This is a genomic window from Ottowia sp., from assembly GCF_046348305.1.
In the GTDB taxonomy this organism is placed as follows: domain Bacteria; phylum Pseudomonadota; class Gammaproteobacteria; order Burkholderiales; family Burkholderiaceae_C; genus Ottowia.
The window spans coordinates 216,280-234,366 of the sequence record NZ_JAXMEM010000006.1; the positions used below are offsets into that span (position 1 = coordinate 216,280).

An 18,087-nucleotide genomic window follows, 5' to 3' on the forward strand; every position below is an offset into this window, starting at 1 on the left:
GGCAACTGGGGCGGGCAAGGTCGATCGGACTTGCAAGATCACTTGCGCTCGATCTTCGCCTTGGCGATCACCTCGCTCCAGCGCTGGATGTCGCCGCTGAGCAATTCCCGCGCCTGCGCGGGCGTGCCGGGGTGCGGCTCGAGGTTGAGCGCGTCCAGCTTTTGCCGCACGCCGGCGTCCGCCAGCGCGGCGTTGACGGCCCGGTTCAGGCGCTCGATCACGGGCGCCGGCGTGCCGGCGGGCACGGCCAGCCCGTTCCAGGACGTGGCGTTCAGGCCCTTGACGCCGGCCTCTTGCGCCGTGGGCACATCCGGCAGCACGGGCGAGCGTTTGGCGCCCGTCACCGCCAGCGGGCGCAGCGCCTTGCTCTGGAACTGTGGCAACAAGGGGCTCAGGATGTCCAGCCCGGCCTGGATCTGGTCGCCGCGGATGGCGGTGACGACTTCGGGCGTGCCCTTGAACGGCACCACCTGCAAGTCCAGCCCGGTGGCGCTCTTGAACAGCTCGGCCGCCAGGTGCTGCGTGGTGCCGATGTTGGGCGTGCCGATGTTGAGCTTGCCGGGGTTCTTGCGCCCGTACTCGATCAGATCACCCAGCGTCTTGAAGGCGCCGCCTTCCTTGCTGACGATCACCAGATCGAAGGTGGCCAGCGGCGCCACGGGGGCAAAGGCTTTCAGCGTGTCGAAGGGCAGCGACTTGAACAGCGCCTGGCTGACGGCCGTGCCGCTGGAGATAAGCAGCAGCGTGTAGCCGTCGGGCGCGGCGCTGGTCACGTTCTGGCCGGCCACCACGCCGCCGGCGCCGGGCTTGTTGTCGATGATCACCGGCTGGCCCAGGGTGCGTGCCATGTGTTCGCCCACGGCGCGCGCGGTGATGTCGGCCGCCCCACCCGGCGCGTTGGGCACGACGATGCGGATCGGCTTGGACGGAAAACCCTGCGCCTGCGCGGCGCTCCAGGGGGCGGCGGCCGCCGCCAGGGTGAGGAAACTGCGACGTTGCATCGATCGGATCTCCAAAAAACGACGGCGCTGGCCGAGCGCGGCCAAGGCGCCCAGTCTATCGGCAAGGCCACCCGGGCGCTGCTGACCCGGCCGTTTGGCCAGCCCGGCCGACGGGCACCAATGCCGCTCGATCATTGGTGTTTTCCCTAGGAAATTGCCAACCCAAATCCCTTGATTTTAATTATCAATCATAAACAATAAAGGCACTTGGAGTTCACCCATGCCCAGCTCGAAAAAAGACCTTTCCCTCGAATTTGCCGGCAAGAAAAAGCAGCTCGCCATCGTGCGCCTGACGCGCGGCGCCAAGCGCAACGCCTTGTCGGACGGCCTGGTCGCCGCGCTGCGCGACACCTTCCAGAACCTGCCGGGCACCGTGCGCGCCGCCGTGCTGACCGGCGACGGCGAGCACTTTTGCGCCGGGCTGGATCTGTCGGAGCTGAAAGAGCGCGACGCGGCCGAGGGCCTGCACCACTCGCGCGGCTGGCACGTGGCGCTGGACGCCATCCAGTTCGGCCCGGTGCCGGTGGTGGCCGCGCTGCACGGCGCCGTGGTGGGCGGCGGGCTGGAGCTGGCCGCCAGCAGCCACATCCGCGTGGCCGACGCGACAACCTTCTACGCCCTGCCCGAGGGCTCGCGCGGCATCTTCGTGGGCGGCGGCGGCGCGGTGCGCATCCCCAAGCTGATCGGGGTGGCGCGCATGACGGACATGATGCTCACCGGCCGCGTCTACAACGCCGAGGACGGCGAGCGCCTGGGGTTTGCGCAATACTTGGTGCCGGCCGGCAGCGCCTTCGACAAGGCGTTGGAGCTGGCCGAGCGCATCGCCGGCAACGCGCCGCTGACCAACTACGCGCTGATGCACGCCCTGCCGCGCATTGCCGAGCAGCCGGCCGACCACGGCCTGATGACCGAGGCGCTGATCAGCGCCATTGCCCAGGCCGCACCCGAAGCGAAGCAGCGCGTGCGCGATTTTCTGTCGGGCAAAGCCGGCACCAAGGTCAAAAAGGCCTGAGCGCTTGCCTGGCAAGCGCAAGCAGCTATCGATATAAGAGTACGGAGACAAGCCCATGACCGCGCAGGCCACCGCCAACTCGGCCCCGCCCCGCTACCGCCCGCTGCGCTTTGGCGTCACCCGCGCGCTGACACGCCATGGCGCCGGCGGCGCGCAATACCTCAGCGCCGACCAAGCCTTGCAGGCCTTTGACGCGCGCATGTCCGACCGCCTGGCGCACTGGGCGCGCAGCACGCCCGACGTCAGCTTCATGGCCCAGCGGGCGCGCCAGGCCGACGGCAGCCTGGGCGAGTGGCGCCACCTGAGCTATGCGCAGGCGCTGGACGGCGCCCGCCGCATCGGCCAGGCGCTGCTCGAGCGCGGCCTGTCGGCCGAGCGGCCGCTGCTGATCCTGAGCGAAAACAGCCTGGACCACGCCCTGCTGGCGCTGGGCTGCCTGTGGGCCGGCGTGCCCTGGTGCCCGGCCTCGCCGGCCTACTCCATCGTCAGCCAGGACTTCGGCAAGCTGCGCCACATCATTCAGACGCTCACGCCCGGCCTGATCTGGGCCGAGGACGGCGCGCGCTACGGCAAGGCCATCGCCGCCGCCGCGCCGCAGGATGCCGAGATCGTGCTCTCGTGCAACCCGGACGCCGCCGCGCTGCAGGGCCGCGCCAGCACGCCGCTGGCCGCGCTGCTGGCCACCGCGCCCACGGCCGCCGTCGATGCGGCGCAGGCCGCCACCGGGCCCGACACCATCGTCAAGTTCTTGTTCACCAGCGGCTCGACCAAGCTGCCCAAGGCCGTCATCAACACCCACCGCATGTGGTGCGCCAACCAGCAGCAGATGCGCCAGTCCATGCCCATCCTGCTGGACGAAAAGCCCATCCTGGTGGACTGGCTGCCCTGGAACCACACCTTCGGCGGCAACCACAACGTGGGCATGGTGCTGGCCAACGGCGGCACGCTGTACATCGACGAAGGCCGGCCCACGCCGGCGCTGGTGGGCGAGACGCTGCGCAACCTGCGCGAGATCGCGCCCACGCTGTACTTCAACGTGCCGACGGGCTTCGACGCCATCGCCAGCGCCATGAAGACCGACGACGCGCTGCGCCGCAACTTCCTCTCGCGCGTGAAGATGTTTTTCTACGCCGGCGCCTCGCTGGCGCAGCCGGTGTGGGATTCGCTGTTTGAGAGCGCCGAGCGCGAGCTGGGCGAGCGCGTGGTGATGACCTGCGGCTTCGGCATGACGGAGTCCTCGCCCTACGGCCTGTTCCCCACCAGCCCCGACATCCAGGCGGGCGACCTGGGCCTGCCCACGCCCGCCATGGAATGCAAGCTGGTGCCGGCCGAAGGCAAGCTGGAGCTGCGCTACCGCGGCCCCAACATCACGCCCGGCTACTGGCGCGCGCCCGAGGCGACGGCCGAAGCCTTCGACGAGGAAGGCTTTTTCTGCACCGGCGATGCCGTGCGGTGGATCGACGACGCCGACCCGAACCGCGGCCTGCGCTTCGACGGCCGCATCGCCGAGGACTTCAAGCTGGCCACCGGAACCTTCGTGAGCGTCGGGCCGCTGCGCGCGCGCGTGATCGCCGGCGGCGCGCCCTACATCCAGGACGTGGTGCTCACGGGCCTGAACCGCAGCGAGATCGGCGCGCTGGTGTTTCCCACCCCCGCCGTGCGCTCGCTGGCCGGGCTGCCGGCCGATGCACCCTTGGCCGAGGTGCTGCGCCACGCCGCCGTGCGCGCCCGCTTCCAGAGCCTGGTGACCGACCTGTCGCTGACGGCCACCGGCAGCGCCAACCGCGTGGCGCGCCTGCTGCTGCTGGCCGAGCCGCCCTCCATCGACAAGGGCGAGGTGACCGACAAGGGCAGCATCAACCAGCGCGCGGTGCTCAAGGAGCGCGATGCGCTGGTCCAGGCGCTGTACGACGAGACGCCGGGGCATGACGTCATCAAGCCGGGGGCCGCACCGTGAGCCGCACCGGCCTGGCTCCCTCCCCCGCTGGGGGAGGGTTGGGGTGGGGGCCGCCCGGCGCCCCAACGTCGCCAGCCCCCATCCCTGCCTTCCCCCAGCGGGGGAAGGAGAAAAACCCGCGCCTTGAAAGGAATTGACCATGGCCACCAAAGGATTCTTCACCGCCTTCCACGACGTCTGGATGCTGGATGGCGTGCGCACGCCCATGGTCGACTACTGCGGCGCGCTGGGCCACGTCTCGCCCACCGACCTGGGCATCAAGGCGGCGCGCGAAGCACTCAAGCGCGCGGGCGTGGCCGCCAGCGACATCGGCTCCGTCGTCACCGGCAACATGGCGCCGGGCGACTTCGACCAGTTCTTCCTGCCGCGCCACATCGGCCTGTACGCCGGCGTGCCGGTGGAGGTGCCGGCCATCATGGCGCAGCGCATCTGCGGCACCGGCTTCGAGCTGTTTCGCCAGGCCGGCGAGCACGTGCAGGGCGGCGCGTGCGAGGCGGCGCTGGTGGTGGGCGCCGAAAGCATGACGCGCAACCCGATTGCCGCGTTCGAGCACCGCACCGGCTTCAAGCTGGGCGCGCCCGTGGGCTTCAAGGACTACATGTGGGAGGCGCTCAAGGACCCGGCCCCCGGCATCAACATGATCCAGACGGCCGAGAACCTGGCCAAAAAGTACGGCATCACGCGCGAGCAGGTGGATGAATTTGCCGCCGCCTCGTTTGCCCGTGCCGTGGCGGCGCAGCAAAGCGGCTTCCTGGCCGGTGAGATCGTGCCGGTCGTCACCGAGAAATTCGAGCTCGACGGCTACAAGCCGCGCGGCATCAAGTTGCAAGGCAAGACGACCGAGGTCGCGCAGGACACGCACCCGCGCCCCTCGCCCATCGAGGTGCTGGCCAAGCTGCGGCCGGTGTTCGAGGGCGGCGTGCAGACCGGTGGCAACTCCTCGGCCCTGGTCGATGCGGCGGCAGCGGCCGTCGTCGCCTCGGGCGCGTACGCAAAAGCCCATGGCAAGCAGCCGCTGGCGCGCATCGTCGGCGCCGCGGCGGTGGGCGTGCCGCCCGAGATCATGGGCATCGGCCCGGCGCCCGCCATCCGCCTGCTGCTGGAGCGCACGGGCCTGGCGCTGTCCGACATCGGCCGCATCGAGATCAACGAGGCGCAGGGCGCGCAGACGCTGGCCGTGGCCCGGGAGCTGGGGCTCGACCTCGACAAGCTCAACGTCAACGGCGGCGCCATCGCGCTGGGCCACCCGCTGGCCGCCACCGGCGTGCGCCTGACGCTCACCGTCGCACGCGAGATGCAGCGCGCGGGCGTCAAGTACGGCATCAGCTCGGCCTGCGTGGGCGGCGGCCAGGGCATGGCGCTGCTGCTGGAGAACCCTGGGGTTTGAGGCGCTGGACATGAACACCGAATACCGAACGCAGAGGACGCAAAGATGGCGCAGAGGACGCAAAAAAAGAAAATCAGGAAAGGTTTTCTTCTGCGTTCTCTGCGAATCCTCCGCGACCTCTGCGTTCGGCTGTTTTATGAATCAAACAAGCCTCTGGCGCTTGTGCAGCAAGCGCAAGCAGCTATTCATTCAATAGTAAGGAGTACAGCATGAAGATCGAAGGACAAGCAGCCCTCGTCACCGGCGGTGGCTCGGGCTTGGGCGAGGCCACGGCGCGCGAGCTGGCGCGGCTGGGGGCCAAGGTGGCGGTGCTGGACGTCAACCTGGAGCATGCGCAAAAGGTCGCGGCCGACATCGGCGGCCTGGCCATTCAGTGCGACGTGACCAGCGCCGAGGGCATGCAGTCGGCCATAGCCCAGGCCGGCGCCGCCCACGGCCCGGCGCGCATCCTGATGCAGATCGCCGGCATCGGCGCCGCCAAGCGCGTGATCGGCAAGGACGGCAACGCCGCCCCGCTCGAAGACTTCGTGCGCGTGGTCAACGTCAACCTGATCGGCACCTACAACGCCGCGCGCCTGTTTGCCGCCGCGTGTGCCAAGCTGGAGCCGATGGAAGACGGCGAGCGCGGCGCCATGGTGTTCACCGCCAGTGTGGCCGCGTTCGACGGCCAGGTCGGCCAGCAGGCCTACAGCGCCAGCAAGGGTGGCGTGGTCGGCATGACGCTGCCGATGGCGCGCGACCTGGCGCAGCACGGCATTCGCGTGTGCACCATCGCTCCCGGCCTGTTTGCCACCCCGCTGATGAAGACGCTGCCCGAGCCGGTGCAGCAATCGCTCGCGGCGTCGATCCCGTTCCCGCAGCGCCTGGGCAAGCCCAGCGAGTTTGCCGAGCTGGCCTGCCACATCGTCAGCAACGGCCACATGAACGGCGAAGTCATCCGCCTGGACGGCGCGCTGCGCATGGCGCCGCGGTGAACGCCGCCCGCTAACACCGCCACACTTTCAACAGCAACCACTCACACCATAGGAGCTCCACCAAATGACCTTCAGTCGACGAACCTTTGTCTTGGGCCATCTGGCCGCCGCCACAGCAGGCAGCGCTCTCAGCCTGCCCGCCTTTGCCAATGACGCCGTGACCACCTCGAACGGAGTAACGCGCTTCAAGGAATGGAAGCTGTTCACGGGTGTGCCGCAGTTCGAGAACTTCTCGACTTTTCATCTTACCCAGCGAGTGAAGAAGATGGCGCCTAGCCGGATCACGCATGCGTTTCCGGTTGGCAAAAGCGTGACACTGCCCGTCCGGTTCACCGACGCGCAAGGCGCTGAGCGCCCGCTAAAGGCTTTCCTGGGTGAATCCGACACGGTCGCTCTGCTGGTGCTGAAGAACGGCAAGCTGGTGCACGAGGAATACGCAGTCACGGGCGGACGCGACGTTCCCTTGATGTCAATGTCGGTGGCCAAGAGCTTCATCTCGACGCTGGTGGGTATTGCCCTGCACGAAAAGCACATCAATAGCTTGGAAGATCCGATTTCCGACTACTCGCCTGTGTTCAAGGGCTCGGCCTACGAAGGCGTGCGAATCAAGGACGTGCTGCAGATGTCGTCGGGCGCGCGCTGGAGCGAAGACTACAGCAACCCTGAATCGGATGCGCTGCAACTGGGCAACGCACTGAGCCCGGGTGGTTCTCTGGATGTGTTCATCGGGCGCACCGGTAAAGAACTAGCGCCGGGGACCGTGTGTCGCTACAACTCGGCCGACACGCAGGCGCTGGGCGTGCTGATCGCCGCTGCCACGGGCGGTGACATCGCCACCTACATGCAGCGCAAGCTGGTCGAGCCGCTGGGACTGGAGCATCCCTCCTACTGGATCGTGGACGAAAGAGGCCGCGAAATGGCATTTGCGGGTCTGTTGATGACGGCACGCGACTTCGCCAAGCTAGGTGAGCTGTACCGCCTTGGCGGTCACTGGCACGGCCGTCAGATCCTGCCGCAAGCCTACGTGGAGGCGGCCACGCATGCCGATGCCGATCACCTGCGCCCCGGCCGGGTCAAGAGCACTCGATTGACTGGCTATGGCTACCAGTGGTGGCTGCCCGAAGGCAACGAAGGAGAGTTCCAGGTGATCGGCGCCTACAACCAGAACATCTATGTCAACCGCCAGCGCGGGGTGGTAATCGTCAAACTGTCGGCCAACCGTCAGTTCGCCACCAAGGCTGATGTCTACAGCGATGGCAATTTACCCGCGATGCGGCAAATCGCGCGCGCCATCGGCTGAGAACGCTGCCATAGACCCCGACAACCCCATGAGCAAGACCACTGTCTACGAAGTCAAGGTGATGTTCGGCGACTGCGACCCGGCCGGCATCGTGTTCTTTCCCAACTTCAGCAAGTGGATGGACGCCTCGTCGCTGGACTTCTTCATGCAGTGCGGCGTGCCGCCCTGGCGCGAACTGAAGGCCTCACACGGGATCATCGGCACGCCACTGCTGGAGATTCACACCAAATTCATGCGTCCGGCCACCTACGGCGACACGCTGCAGGTGCACACCAGCATCGAGATCTGGGCCGCCAAGACCTTCGTGCAAAAGCACGTGGTGATGAAAGGCGACGTGGTGCTGTGCGAGGGCCGCGAGACGCGAGCGTTTTGCGTGCATCCCGAGGGCGGGCGCCTGCAGGCCATCCCGGTGCCCGACTTCATCAAGGACAAGTGCAGCTGAATCTGCCCGCGTCCGCTCACCCAACCACTCTTTTTTCAACGCGCCAACCCAGGAGACAACTCACCATGAAAGCGCATGCACTCAAGGCCCTCGCGGCCGCCGCCGCCCTCGCCGCCTGTGGCACGGCCTTGGCCGACATCACCATCGGCGTGATCGCGCCGCTGACCGGCCCCGCCTCGGGGCTGGGCATTCCGGCCGGCAACGAGGTCAAGCTGTGGCCCAAGGAAATCGCCGGCGAAAAGCTCAACGTGATCCTGATGGACGACGCCAGCGACCCGACCCAGGGCGTGACCAACGCCAAGCGCTTCGTGTCGCAGGACAAGGTGGACGTCATCATGGGTTCGGTGGCCACGCCGGTGGCGGCCGCCATCGCCCAAGTGGCCACCGAGTCGCAAACGACGCAGATCGCGTGGTCGCCGGTGGCGCTGCCGCCGGGCAAGGACCACTGGGTGTTTCGCCTGCCGCAGTCCAACGCCGTGATGGGCTACGCGGTGCTGGAGCACATGCAGAAGCAGGGCGTCAAGTCGGTGGGCTTTCTGGGCTACAGCGACGCCTATGGCGAGACCTGGCTGACCGACTTCAAGCCGCAGGCCGAGAAGGCGGGCATCAAGTTCGGCCCGGTCGAGCGCTTTGCACGGGCCGACACCAGCGTCACGGGCCAGGCGCTCAAGCTCGTGTCGGCCAACCCCGACGCGATCCTGGTCGTGGCCTCCGGCAGCGGCGCGGCCATGCCCGAGATGGCGCTGCGCGAGCGCGGCTACAAGGGCAAGATCTACCAGACCCACGCCGCCGCCACGCGCGATCTGATCCGCGTCGGCGGCAAGCAGGTCGAGGGCACCTTCGTCGTCTCGGGCCCCGCCGTGCTGGCCGAGCAGTTGCCCGACTCCCACCCGTCCAAGCAAGAGGCCATCAAGTTCGTGCAACAGTATGAAAAGGCCTATGGCCCCGGCTCGCGCAACCAGTTTGCCGGCCATGCCTATGACTCGATCATCGTGCTGGAGAAGGCCGTGCCGATCGCGCTCAAGAAGGCCAAGCCCGGCACGCCCGAGTTCCGCGCGGCGCTGCGCGACGCCTTCGAGCACATCGGCCGCACCGTGCTGGCGCACGGCGTGCTGAACTGGACGGCGCAGGACCACTGGGGCTACACCAACGACACCGGGGTGATGATGAAGGTGGTGGACGGGCAGTTCAAGGTCGAATGAGGTCGCCGGGGCGACAGCGGGCGCTGTGCGATCATCGCCCGCTCTCCCGCCCCATTGCCGCGACGTGACACCCGCCGACCTTCCACCCGAACTCGCCGCTCCCTGCGTCGAGCGGGTCGACGCCCGCTATCTCCAGTCCCTGGTGGGCTTCAATGCCCGCATGGCCGCGCTCAAGATCATTGGGCAATTCGTGCCGCGCATGGCGGGCTTTGGCCTGCGGGTGGTCGATTTTTCGATCCTGTCGCTCATCCACCACAACCCGGGCATCACCTCGCGCCAGCTGTGCGACACGCTCAACCTGCTGCCACCCAATCTGGTGGGCAAGATCGGCGGCCTGGAGCGCCGCGGCCTGCTGCTGCGGCATCCGCACCCCCTGGATCGACGCGCGCAAAGCCTGCAACTCACGGCCGAGGGCCAGGCCTTGATGCGCGAGGCCGAAAAGGCCGCCTCGCAGCTTGAAATCGAGGTCTCGCAGGCACTGAGCGCGGCCGAGCGCCGCACCCTGATCCGGCTGCTGCAAAAGCTCTACCAGGGATAGGGGTTTTCCCTTGGATCATCCGGGCTGGTCTGGAAACTGTAGCGCCCCACCCACGGCGGGGCGACCTCGGGAGCTATGAAACTGCTAGCGTGCTACAAAATTGCGATATAGTCCCCAGCACGCACACTGCGAACCCGAGGAGAAGCCCGACATGAGCTCAAAAGAAAACACGGCCACCAGCCAACTGCTCGCGCTGCTCGAGGCGCGCTATGCCATCCGTGTGCTGTGGGCCTTGCGCGACGGCCATCCGCAAACCTTTCGCCTGCTGCAAGACAGCGTGGGCGGCATCACCCCCAACACCCTCAACACCCGCCTGAAAGAGCTGCGCGCGGCCGGGCTGGTCACGCACGGCTCCGACGGCTACAGCCTCACGCCCACCGGGGCCGACCTGACCAAGCGCCTGTCCGACCTGCAAGCCTTCGCCACCAAGTGGGTGGCTGCGCAGGCCAAGAAAAAGTAAGGTCCGCGAGACCATGAGCACCGGCCTGCAAATCACCGACACCCGCACCGGCGACGGCGCCCCGGCCCGCACGGGCCAGACGGTCACCGTGCATTACACCGGCTGGCTCTATGAAAACGGCCAGGCCGGCGCCAAGTTCGACTCCAGCCACGACCGGGGCGACCCCTTTGTCTTTCCGCTGGGCGCCGGCATGGTCATCCGCGGCTGGGACGAAGGCGTGGCCGGCATGAAGGTGGGCGGCATGCGCACGCTGATCATTCCGCCCGAGCTGGGCTACGGCGCGCGCGGCGCCGGCGGCGTCATTCCCCCGGGCGCCACGCTCAAGTTCGACGTGCAGCTGCTGGCCGTCACCGACTGACATCGGCCGACGAATCCAGCCCAACCGCTCCCGCCGGAGCGGTTTTTTCGCTCCTGCGGCCCCGCGATCGGGCGGGCCGACCGCAAAAATTGCCCATTCGACGGCTCGGCACCCTTGAAATCGGCCCGCGGGCGACCATCTGAAGGCCATCCAAACGCTTCATTCGGTTTTCACCACATTTCGAGCATGTCCCATCCCACGCCCGACCCCTCCGACGCGTCCGTCCCGCACAGCGCATTTGATCCGCCGCGGAGCCCCGAGGAGATCGAGGCCGCGGCCGCCGCGGATGCAGCGGACTCGCTGGCCCAGCAGGAAAACACCCAAGCCGAGCTTCAGGCGCTGCAAGCCAAGATGGCCGACCTGGTCGACCAGGCGATGCGTGCCCAGGCCGAGGCGCAGAACGCCCGCCGGCGTGCCGACGAAGAAGTCGCCAAGGTGCGCAAGTTCGCCGTGGAGGCCTTTGCCGAGAGCCTGCTGCCCGTCGTCGACAGCCTGGAAGCCGCCCTGAAGGTGGAAAACGCCAGTGCCGAGCAACTGCTCGAAGGCACGCAAGCCACGCAACGCCAGTTGATGAGCGCGTTGGAGCGCAACAAGGTGGCCGAGGTCAACCCCGCCGCCGGCGCCAAGTTCGACCCGACGCGAGAACAGGCGATCAGCGTGGTGCCGGCCGATCAGGAGCCGGGCACCATCGTCAGCGTGCTGCAAAAGGGCTACACCATCGCCGACCGCGTGCTGCGCCCCGCGCTGGTCACTGTCGCAAAATGATGCCCCCACGCTCCCCCGCTGCGCGTGGTGCGCTGCCCCCCGAGGGGGCGCTCGCCGCCTTGGGACGGCCCGGCGGCGGCGAAATGATGCCCCCACGCTCCCCCGCTGCGCGTGGTGCGCTGCCCCCCGAGGGGGCGCTCGCCGCCTTGGGACGGCCCGGCGGCAAAAAGTGCATCGAACGCGCTTCTTTCGCTTGAAAAGCACCCCTGCGGCCACCAAATCACATTCATCTGAATTTCAAATCCTCGCGGAGAACCAACATGGGAAAAATCATCGGCATCGACTTGGGCACCACCAACAGCTGCGTGTCCATCATGGAAGGCAGCGCCACCAAGGTCATTGAAAACTCCGAAGGCGCGCGCACCACGCCCTCCATCGTCGCCTACCAGGACGATGGCGAGGTGCTGGTTGGCGCCTCGGCCAAGCGCCAGGCGGTCACCAACCCCAAGAACACCATCTATGCCGTCAAGCGCCTGATCGGCCGCAAGTTCGACGACAAGGAAGTGCAGAAGGACATCGGCCTGGCGCCCTTCAAGATCATCAAGGCCGACAACGGCGACGCCTGGGTCGAGGTGCGCGGCAACAAGCTGGCGCCCCAGCAGATCAGCGCCGAAGTGCTGCGCAAGATGAAGAAGACCGCCGAGGACTACCTGGGCGAGCCCGTGACCGAGGCCGTCATCACCGTGCCGGCCTACTTCAACGACAGCCAGCGCCAGGCCACCAAGGACGCCGGCCGCATCGCCGGCCTGGACGTCAAGCGCATCATCAACGAGCCGACCGCGGCCGCGCTGGCCTTCGGCCTGGACAAGCACGGCAAGGGCGACCGCAAGATCGCCGTCTATGACTTGGGCGGCGGCACCTTCGACGTGTCCATCATCGAGATCGCCGACGTTGACGGCGAAAAGCAGTTCGAAGTGCTGGCCACCAACGGCGACACCTTCCTGGGCGGCGAAGACTTCGACCAGCGCATCATCGACTACATCATCGGCGAGTTCAAGAAGGAGCAAGGCGTCGATCTGAAGAACGACGTGCTGGCCCTGCAGCGCCTGAAGGAAGCCGCCGAAAAGGCCAAGATCGAGCTGTCCTCCAGTGCCGCCACCGACGTCAACCTGCCCTACATCACGGCCGATGCGTCGGGTCCCAAGCACCTGAACATCAAGCTCACCCGCGCCAAGCTGGAAGCCCTGGTCGAAGACCTGATCGCGCGCACCGTCGAGCCCTGCCGCACCGCCATCAAGGACGCGGGCATTGCCGTCGGCGACATCAACGACGTGATCCTGGTGGGCGGCATGACGCGCATGCCCAAGGTGCAGGAGGCCGTCAAGGAGTTCTTCGGCAAGGAGCCGCGCAAGGACGTGAACCCCGACGAGGCCGTGGCCGTGGGCGCCGCGGTGCAGGGCCAGGTTCTGAGCGGTGACCGCAAGGACGTGCTGCTGCTGGACGTCACGCCCCTGTCCCTGGGCATCGAGACCCTGGGCGGCGTGATGACCAAGATGATCACCAAGAACACGACCATCCCGACCAAGTTCGCGCAGACCTTCTCCACCGCCGACGACAACCAGCCGGCCGTGACCATCAAGGTCTACCAGGGCGAGCGCGAGATGGCCAGCGGCAACAAGGCGCTGGGCGAGTTCAACCTGGAGGGCATCCCGCCCGCCCCGCGCGGCCTGCCGCAGATCGAGGTGACCTTCGACATCGACGCCAACGGCATCCTGCACGTGAGCGCCAAGGACAAGGGCACCGGCAAGGAAAACAAGATCACCATCAAGGCCAACTCGGGCCTGTCCGAGGCCGAGATCCAGCAGATGGTGAAAGACGCCGAGCTGAACGCCGCCGAGGACCACAAGAAGCTGGAGCTGGTGCAGGCGCGCAACCAGGGCGATGCCATGGTGCACAGCGTGCGCAAGTCGATTGGCGAGCACGGCGACAAGCTGGAAGCCGGCGAGAAGGACAAGATCGAGGCCGCCATCAAGGAGCTGGAAGAAGCCCTCAAGGGCGACGACAAGGCTGCGATCGAAGGCAAGACCGAAGCCCTGATGAGCGCCAGCCAGAAGCTGGGCGAGAAGATGTACGCCGACACCCAGGCCGCCGCGCAAGCCGCCGGTGCCGCGGGTGCAGCACCCGGCGGCGCGCAGGCGTCGGCCCCGGCCGACGACAACGTGGTCGATGCCGAGGTGAAAGAAGTCAAGAAAGGCTGACTGCGGGCTCGGTCGACGAGCCCCTTTCAAGTCGCCGCGCCGGCAATGTTCAACCCGAACATTCGCCCGCGCGGCGTTGTCATTCCATGGATTTGAAGAACGCAGATGGCCAAACGCGATTACTACGAAGTCTTGGGCGTTCCCAAGAACGCGTCGGAAGACGAGATCAAGAAGGCATATCGCAAGCTGGCGATGAAGTACCACCCGGATCGCAACCAGAGCGACCCGAAGAGCGCCGAGACCAAGTTCAAGGAGGCCAAGGAAGCCTACGAGATGCTGTCCGACCCGCAGAAGAAAGCGGCCTACGACCAATACGGCCATGCGGGCGTGGACCCGAACATGCGCGGTGGCGCCGAAGGCTTCGGCGGGTTTGCCGAGACCTTCGGCGACATCTTCGGCGACATCTTCGGTGGCGGCCGCGCGGGCGGCGCGCGCGGCGGCCGGCAGGTGTTTCGCGGCGCCGATCTCAGCTACGCCATGGAGATCACGCTGGACGAGGCCGCGGCCGGCAAGCAGGCGCAAATCCGCATCCCCAGCTGGGACGACTGCGCCACCTGCAAGGGCAGCGGCGCCAAGCCCGGCACCAGCGCCAAGACCTGCAGCACCTGCCACGGCCAGGGCGTGGTGCAGATGCGCCAGGGCTTTTTCAGCGTGCAGCAGACCTGTCCGCACTGCCGCGGCACGGGCAAGATCATTCCCGAGCCCTGCACCACCTGCCACGGCCAGGGCAAGATCAAGAACCAGAAGACGCTGGAAGTGCAGATCCCGGCCGGCATCGACGACGGCATGCGCATCCGATCCACCGGCAACGGCGAGCCGGGCAGCAATGGCGGCCCGCCGGGCGACCTGTTCATCGAGATCCGCGTCAAGAAGCACGATATCTTCGAGCGCGACGGCGACGACCTGCACTGCGTGGTGCCCATCAGCTTTGTGGCCGCGGCGCTGGGCGGCGAAATCGAGGTGCCCACCCTCAGCGGCAAGGCCGCCATCGACATCCCCGAGGGCACGCAGGCCGGCAAGCAGTTCCGCCTGCGCGGCAAGGGCATCAAGGGCGTGCGCTCGTCCTATCCGGGCGACCTGTATTGCCACATCAGCGTCGAAACCCCCGTCAAGCTGACGGAGCACCAGCGCAAGCTGCTGAAGGAGTTTGACGAGTCGCTGAAAAAAGGCGGCGCCAAGCATTCGCCCAGCACCGAAAGCTGGACGGACAAGGTACGCAGCTTCTTCGGGGCGTAACGCTCACCCCCAGTCTTGACTTGCTGCGCGATGATTCGCCATCCCCTCCTTTCAGGGGGCTGAGCCTGCGCACAAAAGGTCCGGTGGATCTTTTGTTGGCTGGCGAAGGGCCGGGCCACTGGCCCGGCGCGGCCTGCAAGGCTCGCCAGTGACCGGGGAGACCCCGGCCACGGCGATCGCTGGCTTGGCCTGCTCCGCGGCCATTGGCTTCTTTGAGGTTTGATCGCTTCGGGTGAACGCCGTACAAAAAGCCATATCAAAGAAACCGGCACCCGCGCCTGACCCTCAGCCCCGCCTCAGCCAATCGTCCGACAATCACCGCCCATGATGGACACGACAACGCCCACGGCCACGCCACACGGCCTGCGGCCACTCACGGTGATGGTGCTGGCGGCGCTGTGGATCGCCACCATCGGCAATCTGGCGCTGTGGCGCGCGCTGGCGGCCCTGCCCGAGTTGGGCAACGCGCGCGGCCTGCTGTTTGGCCTGGCGTTTGCGCTGATGATCGGCGCGGTGCAGGTGGCGCTTTCGGCCCTGTTTGCCTGGCGCTGGACGCTCAAGCCGGCACTCGCCCTGATGCTGCTGTCCGCCGCGGCGGGGGCCTACTTCATGCTCAGCTACGGCGTGGTGATCGAGCGCACCATGATGGTCAACGTGCTGCTGACCGACACGCGCGAGGCGCGCGAGCTGCTCAGCTGGCGCATGGCCGGCGCACTGGCCGTGCTGGGCCTGCTGCCTGTGGCCTTGCTGTGGCGCGCGCGCGTCGCGTGGCCCTCGGGCCGGCGCCAGTTGCGGAGCAACGCCCTCACCCTGGTTGCCGCCCTGGCGCTGGCCGTCGTCGCCATGGGCCTGTCGTTTCAGGACCTGTCGGCCACCATGCGCAACCACACGCAGCTGCGCTACCTGATCAACCCGCTCAATTCCTTCTACGCCATCGCCACCTTGGGCAATCAGCCCATCCAGCGCAACGGCGCCGCGGTGCTGCCGATCGGGCAGGACGCGCACCTGACCCCGCTTCCTGCCGGCGCCAAGCCGCCGCTGGTGCTGCTGGTGGTGGGTGAGACGGCGCGCGCCGACCACCAGGGCCTGAACGGCTACGCGCGCGACACCACGCCCGAGCTGGCCGCGCGCGGCGTGGTCAGCCTGCGCAACGCCTGGTCCTGCGGCACCAACACCGCCGCCTCGGTGCCCTGCATGTTCTCGCCCCTGGGGCGCGAGTCCTTCAACGCGCGCCCGGACAACACCGAGGGCCTGGCCGACGTGCTGCAGCGTGCCGGCTACGCCGTGCTGTGGCTGGACAACCAGGCTGGCGGCTGCAAGGGCGTGTGCGACCGCGTGCCCACGGTGGACGACCGGGCGCTGCAAACCCCCGGCCTGTGCGACGCCGAGGGCGAGTGCCTGGACGAGGTGATGCTGAACGGCCTGGACGAGCGGATCGCCCAGTTGCCCCCCGAGCGGCGCGCGCGTGGCGTGGTCGTCTTCATGCACCAGATGGGCAGCCACGGCCCGGCGTATTACAAGCGCTCGCCCAAGGCCTTCAAGAAGTTCGAGCCCGAATGCACCACCAACGCGCTGCAGCAGTGCTCGCGCGAGCAGGTGATCAACGCCTACGACAACACCATCGTCTACACCGACCACGTGCTGGCCAGCAACATCGACTGGCTGAAGGCGCACGAGGCCCAGTGGTCACCCGCCCTGATGTATTTGTCCGACCACGGCGAGTCGCTGGGCGAAAACAACCTGTACCTGCACGGCCTGCCCTACCGCTTTGCGCCCGACGTGCAAAAGCACATCCCCTGGATGTTCTGGCTCTCGCCCCAGTTCCAGCAGGAGAGCGGCATCAGCCTGAAGTGCCTGGCCAAGCTGCGCGACGAACCCGTGTCGCAGGACAACTACTTTCACACCGTTCTGGGCCTGCTGGGCGTGCGCACGACGGTGTACGACCCGCGGCGCGACATGGGCGTGATGTGCCAGGCGGCGGGATAAGGGTATCGGCCGAATACTACTGTATTTATAGCATCTTGCGCTGATTCATAAAGGCCTGCCGGCCGATTTCATCAAAACAAGTCCCCTTGCCCGCGCAACACGCCCGGGTGAAAGCGACGGGTATCCAGCCCAAAGCGCTCGCGGTTCAGGCCCAGTCGGCGGCAGGCCACGTCAAAGCGCTGGCGCAGCACGTCGGCCCAAACGCCCTGCCCATGCATGCGCTGGCCCCAGTTGCTGTCGTAGTCCTTGCCACCGCGCATGTCACGCACGCGCGCCATGACCCGTTCGGCCCGGTCCGGATAGTGCGATTGCAACCACTGCTGAAACAGCTCGGACAGCTCCCAGGGCAGCCGCAGCACCGTGTAGAAGGCGCGGCGCGCACCGGCGGCGTGCGCGGCCGCCAGCACCTGCTCCATGTCCTCGGTGATGAATGGAATCTGCGGCGCCACGCTGACGCCCACCGGAACGCCCGCCTCGGCCAGCGCGCGAATGCTGCGCAGGCGCCGGTGCGGCGCGGCGGCGCGCGGCTCCAGGATGCGCGCCAGGCCCGCGTCGAGCGTGGTGATGGTCACGTAGGCGGCGGCCAGCCCTTGCCCAGCCAGCGGGGCCAGCAAGTCCAGATCGCGCTCGATGCCGCTGGACTTGGTGACGATGGACAGCGGGTGCCGCACGCGCGCCAGCAGTTCGAGGACGCCGCGCGTGAGCCGCAGTTCGCGCTCCACCGGCTGGTAGCAGTCGGTGGCCGATCCGACGTTGATCACCGAGGGCCGATAGCGCGGCGCCGCCAGCTCGCGCGCCAGCACGGCGGCGATGTTGCGCTTGGCGATGATGCGGGTTTCGAAGTCCAGGCCCGGCGACAGCCCCAGGTAGCTGTGCGTGGGCCGCGCAAAGCAGTAGATGCAGCCGTGCTCGCAGCCGCGGTACGGGTTGACCGAGTAGTCGAACGCGATGTCGGGCGAGTCGTTGGCGCTGATGGCGCTGCGGGCGTCTTGCCAGATCACCTGGGTGGCGGGGGCCGGCGTCGCGCCGTCATCGGCCCCCTCGCCCCAGCCATCATCGAAGGCGCTGCGCTGATCCCGCACGAAGCGGTGCGCCAACCGGGACACTGCGCCACGGCCCTTCAGCGGCTGAAGGACGTCGCGGGGTCCGTTTGGAATCAAATCAACGCGGCTCATGAAACTGTATTTTTATACAGTTTCCAGGCTGTGCAAACCCCTCAGCCGTCCGCGCCAAAGCGCAGCATCAACTTGCCTTGCACCGCAAGCCAGCGC

General features: G+C 67.3%; 16 protein-coding genes. 14 read left to right on the forward strand and 2 right to left on the reverse strand.

The window, feature by feature from the left end:
• Window positions 1-38: 38 nt before the first annotated feature.
• Window positions 39-1,001, reverse strand: coding sequence for a Bug family tripartite tricarboxylate transporter substrate binding protein (locus tag U1F38_RS08700; RefSeq protein ID WP_409986654.1), 963 nt, complete (start codon window positions 999-1,001; stop codon window positions 39-41).
• A 220-nt stretch (window positions 1,002-1,221) separates the two neighbouring features.
• On the opposite strand from U1F38_RS08700, the gene U1F38_RS08705 reads away from it, so the two are divergent.
• From U1F38_RS08705 to U1F38_RS08770, 14 genes are all read left to right on the forward strand, one after another.
• Window positions 1,222-2,013 (forward strand): crotonase/enoyl-CoA hydratase family protein, encoded by a 792-nt coding sequence (locus tag U1F38_RS08705; protein WP_409986655.1) that lies wholly within the window; start codon window positions 1,222-1,224, stop codon window positions 2,011-2,013.
• Window positions 2,014-2,068: 55 nt separating this feature from the next.
• On the forward strand, window positions 2,069-3,970 hold the full coding sequence (locus U1F38_RS08710) for a feruloyl-CoA synthase (protein WP_409986656.1): 1,902 nt from the start codon (window positions 2,069-2,071) through the stop codon (window positions 3,968-3,970).
• 139 nt (window positions 3,971-4,109) lie between these two features.
• Window positions 4,110-5,357 (forward strand): thiolase family protein, encoded by a 1,248-nt coding sequence (locus U1F38_RS08715; protein ID WP_409986657.1) that lies wholly within the window; start codon window positions 4,110-4,112, stop codon window positions 5,355-5,357.
• A gap of 209 nt (window positions 5,358-5,566) precedes the next feature.
• Window positions 5,567-6,331, forward strand: coding sequence for an SDR family NAD(P)-dependent oxidoreductase (locus tag U1F38_RS08720; RefSeq protein WP_409986658.1), 765 nt, complete (start codon window positions 5,567-5,569; stop codon window positions 6,329-6,331).
• Window positions 6,332-6,395: 64 nt separating this feature from the next.
• Entirely contained in the window at window positions 6,396-7,631 is a 1,236-nt protein-coding gene (locus tag U1F38_RS08725; RefSeq protein WP_409986659.1) for a serine hydrolase domain-containing protein, read from the forward strand.
• Window positions 7,632-7,659: 28 nt separating this feature from the next.
• Window positions 7,660-8,073 (forward strand): acyl-CoA thioesterase, encoded by a 414-nt coding sequence (locus U1F38_RS08730; protein ID WP_409986660.1) that lies wholly within the window; start codon window positions 7,660-7,662, stop codon window positions 8,071-8,073.
• 65 nt (window positions 8,074-8,138) lie between these two features.
• Window positions 8,139-9,275 carry an ABC transporter substrate-binding protein gene (locus tag U1F38_RS08735; protein ID WP_409986661.1) on the forward strand — a complete coding sequence of 379 codons (1,137 nt, stop codon included), beginning with the start codon at window positions 8,139-8,141 and terminating at the stop codon, window positions 9,273-9,275.
• A 64-nt stretch (window positions 9,276-9,339) separates the two neighbouring features.
• Window positions 9,340-9,813 carry a MarR family winged helix-turn-helix transcriptional regulator gene (locus U1F38_RS08740; protein WP_409986662.1) on the forward strand — a complete coding sequence of 158 codons (474 nt, stop codon included), beginning with the start codon at window positions 9,340-9,342 and terminating at the stop codon, window positions 9,811-9,813.
• 151 nt (window positions 9,814-9,964) lie between these two features.
• Window positions 9,965-10,273, forward strand: coding sequence for a winged helix-turn-helix transcriptional regulator (locus tag U1F38_RS08745; protein ID WP_409986663.1), 309 nt, complete (start codon window positions 9,965-9,967; stop codon window positions 10,271-10,273).
• Between the two features lie 13 nt (window positions 10,274-10,286).
• Window positions 10,287-10,631, forward strand: coding sequence for an FKBP-type peptidyl-prolyl cis-trans isomerase (locus U1F38_RS08750; RefSeq protein ID WP_409986664.1), 345 nt, complete (start codon window positions 10,287-10,289; stop codon window positions 10,629-10,631).
• A gap of 186 nt (window positions 10,632-10,817) precedes the next feature.
• The gene (gene grpE, locus U1F38_RS08755; protein ID WP_409986665.1) at window positions 10,818-11,396 is read left to right on the forward strand and encodes a nucleotide exchange factor GrpE; all 579 of its coding nucleotides are present in this window, start codon (window positions 10,818-10,820) and stop codon (window positions 11,394-11,396) included.
• 260 nt (window positions 11,397-11,656) lie between these two features.
• On the forward strand, window positions 11,657-13,594 hold the full coding sequence (gene dnaK / locus U1F38_RS08760; RefSeq protein ID WP_409986666.1) for a molecular chaperone DnaK: 1,938 nt from the start codon (window positions 11,657-11,659) through the stop codon (window positions 13,592-13,594).
• 105 nt (window positions 13,595-13,699) lie between these two features.
• Window positions 13,700-14,830, forward strand: coding sequence for a molecular chaperone DnaJ (gene dnaJ / locus U1F38_RS08765; RefSeq protein ID WP_409986667.1), 1,131 nt, complete (start codon window positions 13,700-13,702; stop codon window positions 14,828-14,830).
• A 324-nt stretch (window positions 14,831-15,154) separates the two neighbouring features.
• The gene (locus tag U1F38_RS08770) at window positions 15,155-16,816 is read left to right on the forward strand and encodes a phosphoethanolamine transferase (protein ID WP_409986668.1); all 1,662 of its coding nucleotides are present in this window, start codon (window positions 15,155-15,157) and stop codon (window positions 16,814-16,816) included.
• A 71-nt stretch (window positions 16,817-16,887) separates the two neighbouring features.
• Here U1F38_RS08770 and U1F38_RS08775 read toward each other — a convergent pair whose 3' ends face one another.
• Complete coding sequence (locus tag U1F38_RS08775; protein ID WP_409986669.1) at window positions 16,888-17,991, reverse strand: PA0069 family radical SAM protein; 1,104 nt, start codon at window positions 17,989-17,991, stop codon at window positions 16,888-16,890.
• Window positions 17,992-18,087 lie beyond the last annotated feature (96 nt).

What these genes read in the sequence shown, in the direction of transcription:
- U1F38_RS08700 (WP_409986654.1), bottom strand. Translation starts at nt 1,001, where the DNA reads ATGCAACGTCGCAGTTTCCTCACCCTGGCGGCGGCCGCCGCCCCCTGG.
- U1F38_RS08705 (WP_409986655.1), top strand. Translation starts at nt 1,222, where the DNA reads ATGCCCAGCTCGAAAAAAGACCTTTCCCTCGAATTTGCCGGCAAGAAA.
- U1F38_RS08710 (WP_409986656.1), top strand. Translation starts at nt 2,069, where the DNA reads ATGACCGCGCAGGCCACCGCCAACTCGGCCCCGCCCCGCTACCGCCCG.
- U1F38_RS08715 (WP_409986657.1), top strand. Translation starts at nt 4,110, where the DNA reads ATGGCCACCAAAGGATTCTTCACCGCCTTCCACGACGTCTGGATGCTG.
- U1F38_RS08720 (WP_409986658.1), top strand. Translation starts at nt 5,567, where the DNA reads ATGAAGATCGAAGGACAAGCAGCCCTCGTCACCGGCGGTGGCTCGGGC.
- U1F38_RS08725 (WP_409986659.1), top strand. Translation starts at nt 6,396, where the DNA reads ATGACCTTCAGTCGACGAACCTTTGTCTTGGGCCATCTGGCCGCCGCC.
- U1F38_RS08730 (WP_409986660.1), top strand. Translation starts at nt 7,660, where the DNA reads ATGAGCAAGACCACTGTCTACGAAGTCAAGGTGATGTTCGGCGACTGC.
- U1F38_RS08735 (WP_409986661.1), top strand. Translation starts at nt 8,139, where the DNA reads ATGAAAGCGCATGCACTCAAGGCCCTCGCGGCCGCCGCCGCCCTCGCC.
- U1F38_RS08745 (WP_409986663.1), top strand. Translation starts at nt 9,965, where the DNA reads ATGAGCTCAAAAGAAAACACGGCCACCAGCCAACTGCTCGCGCTGCTC.
- U1F38_RS08750 (WP_409986664.1), top strand. Translation starts at nt 10,287, where the DNA reads ATGAGCACCGGCCTGCAAATCACCGACACCCGCACCGGCGACGGCGCC.
- grpE (WP_409986665.1), top strand. Translation starts at nt 10,818, where the DNA reads ATGTCCCATCCCACGCCCGACCCCTCCGACGCGTCCGTCCCGCACAGC.
- dnaK (WP_409986666.1), top strand. Translation starts at nt 11,657, where the DNA reads ATGGGAAAAATCATCGGCATCGACTTGGGCACCACCAACAGCTGCGTG.
- dnaJ (WP_409986667.1), top strand. Translation starts at nt 13,700, where the DNA reads ATGGCCAAACGCGATTACTACGAAGTCTTGGGCGTTCCCAAGAACGCG.
- U1F38_RS08770 (WP_409986668.1), top strand. Translation starts at nt 15,155, where the DNA reads ATGATGGACACGACAACGCCCACGGCCACGCCACACGGCCTGCGGCCA.
- U1F38_RS08775 (WP_409986669.1), bottom strand. Translation starts at nt 17,991, where the DNA reads ATGAGCCGCGTTGATTTGATTCCAAACGGACCCCGCGACGTCCTTCAG.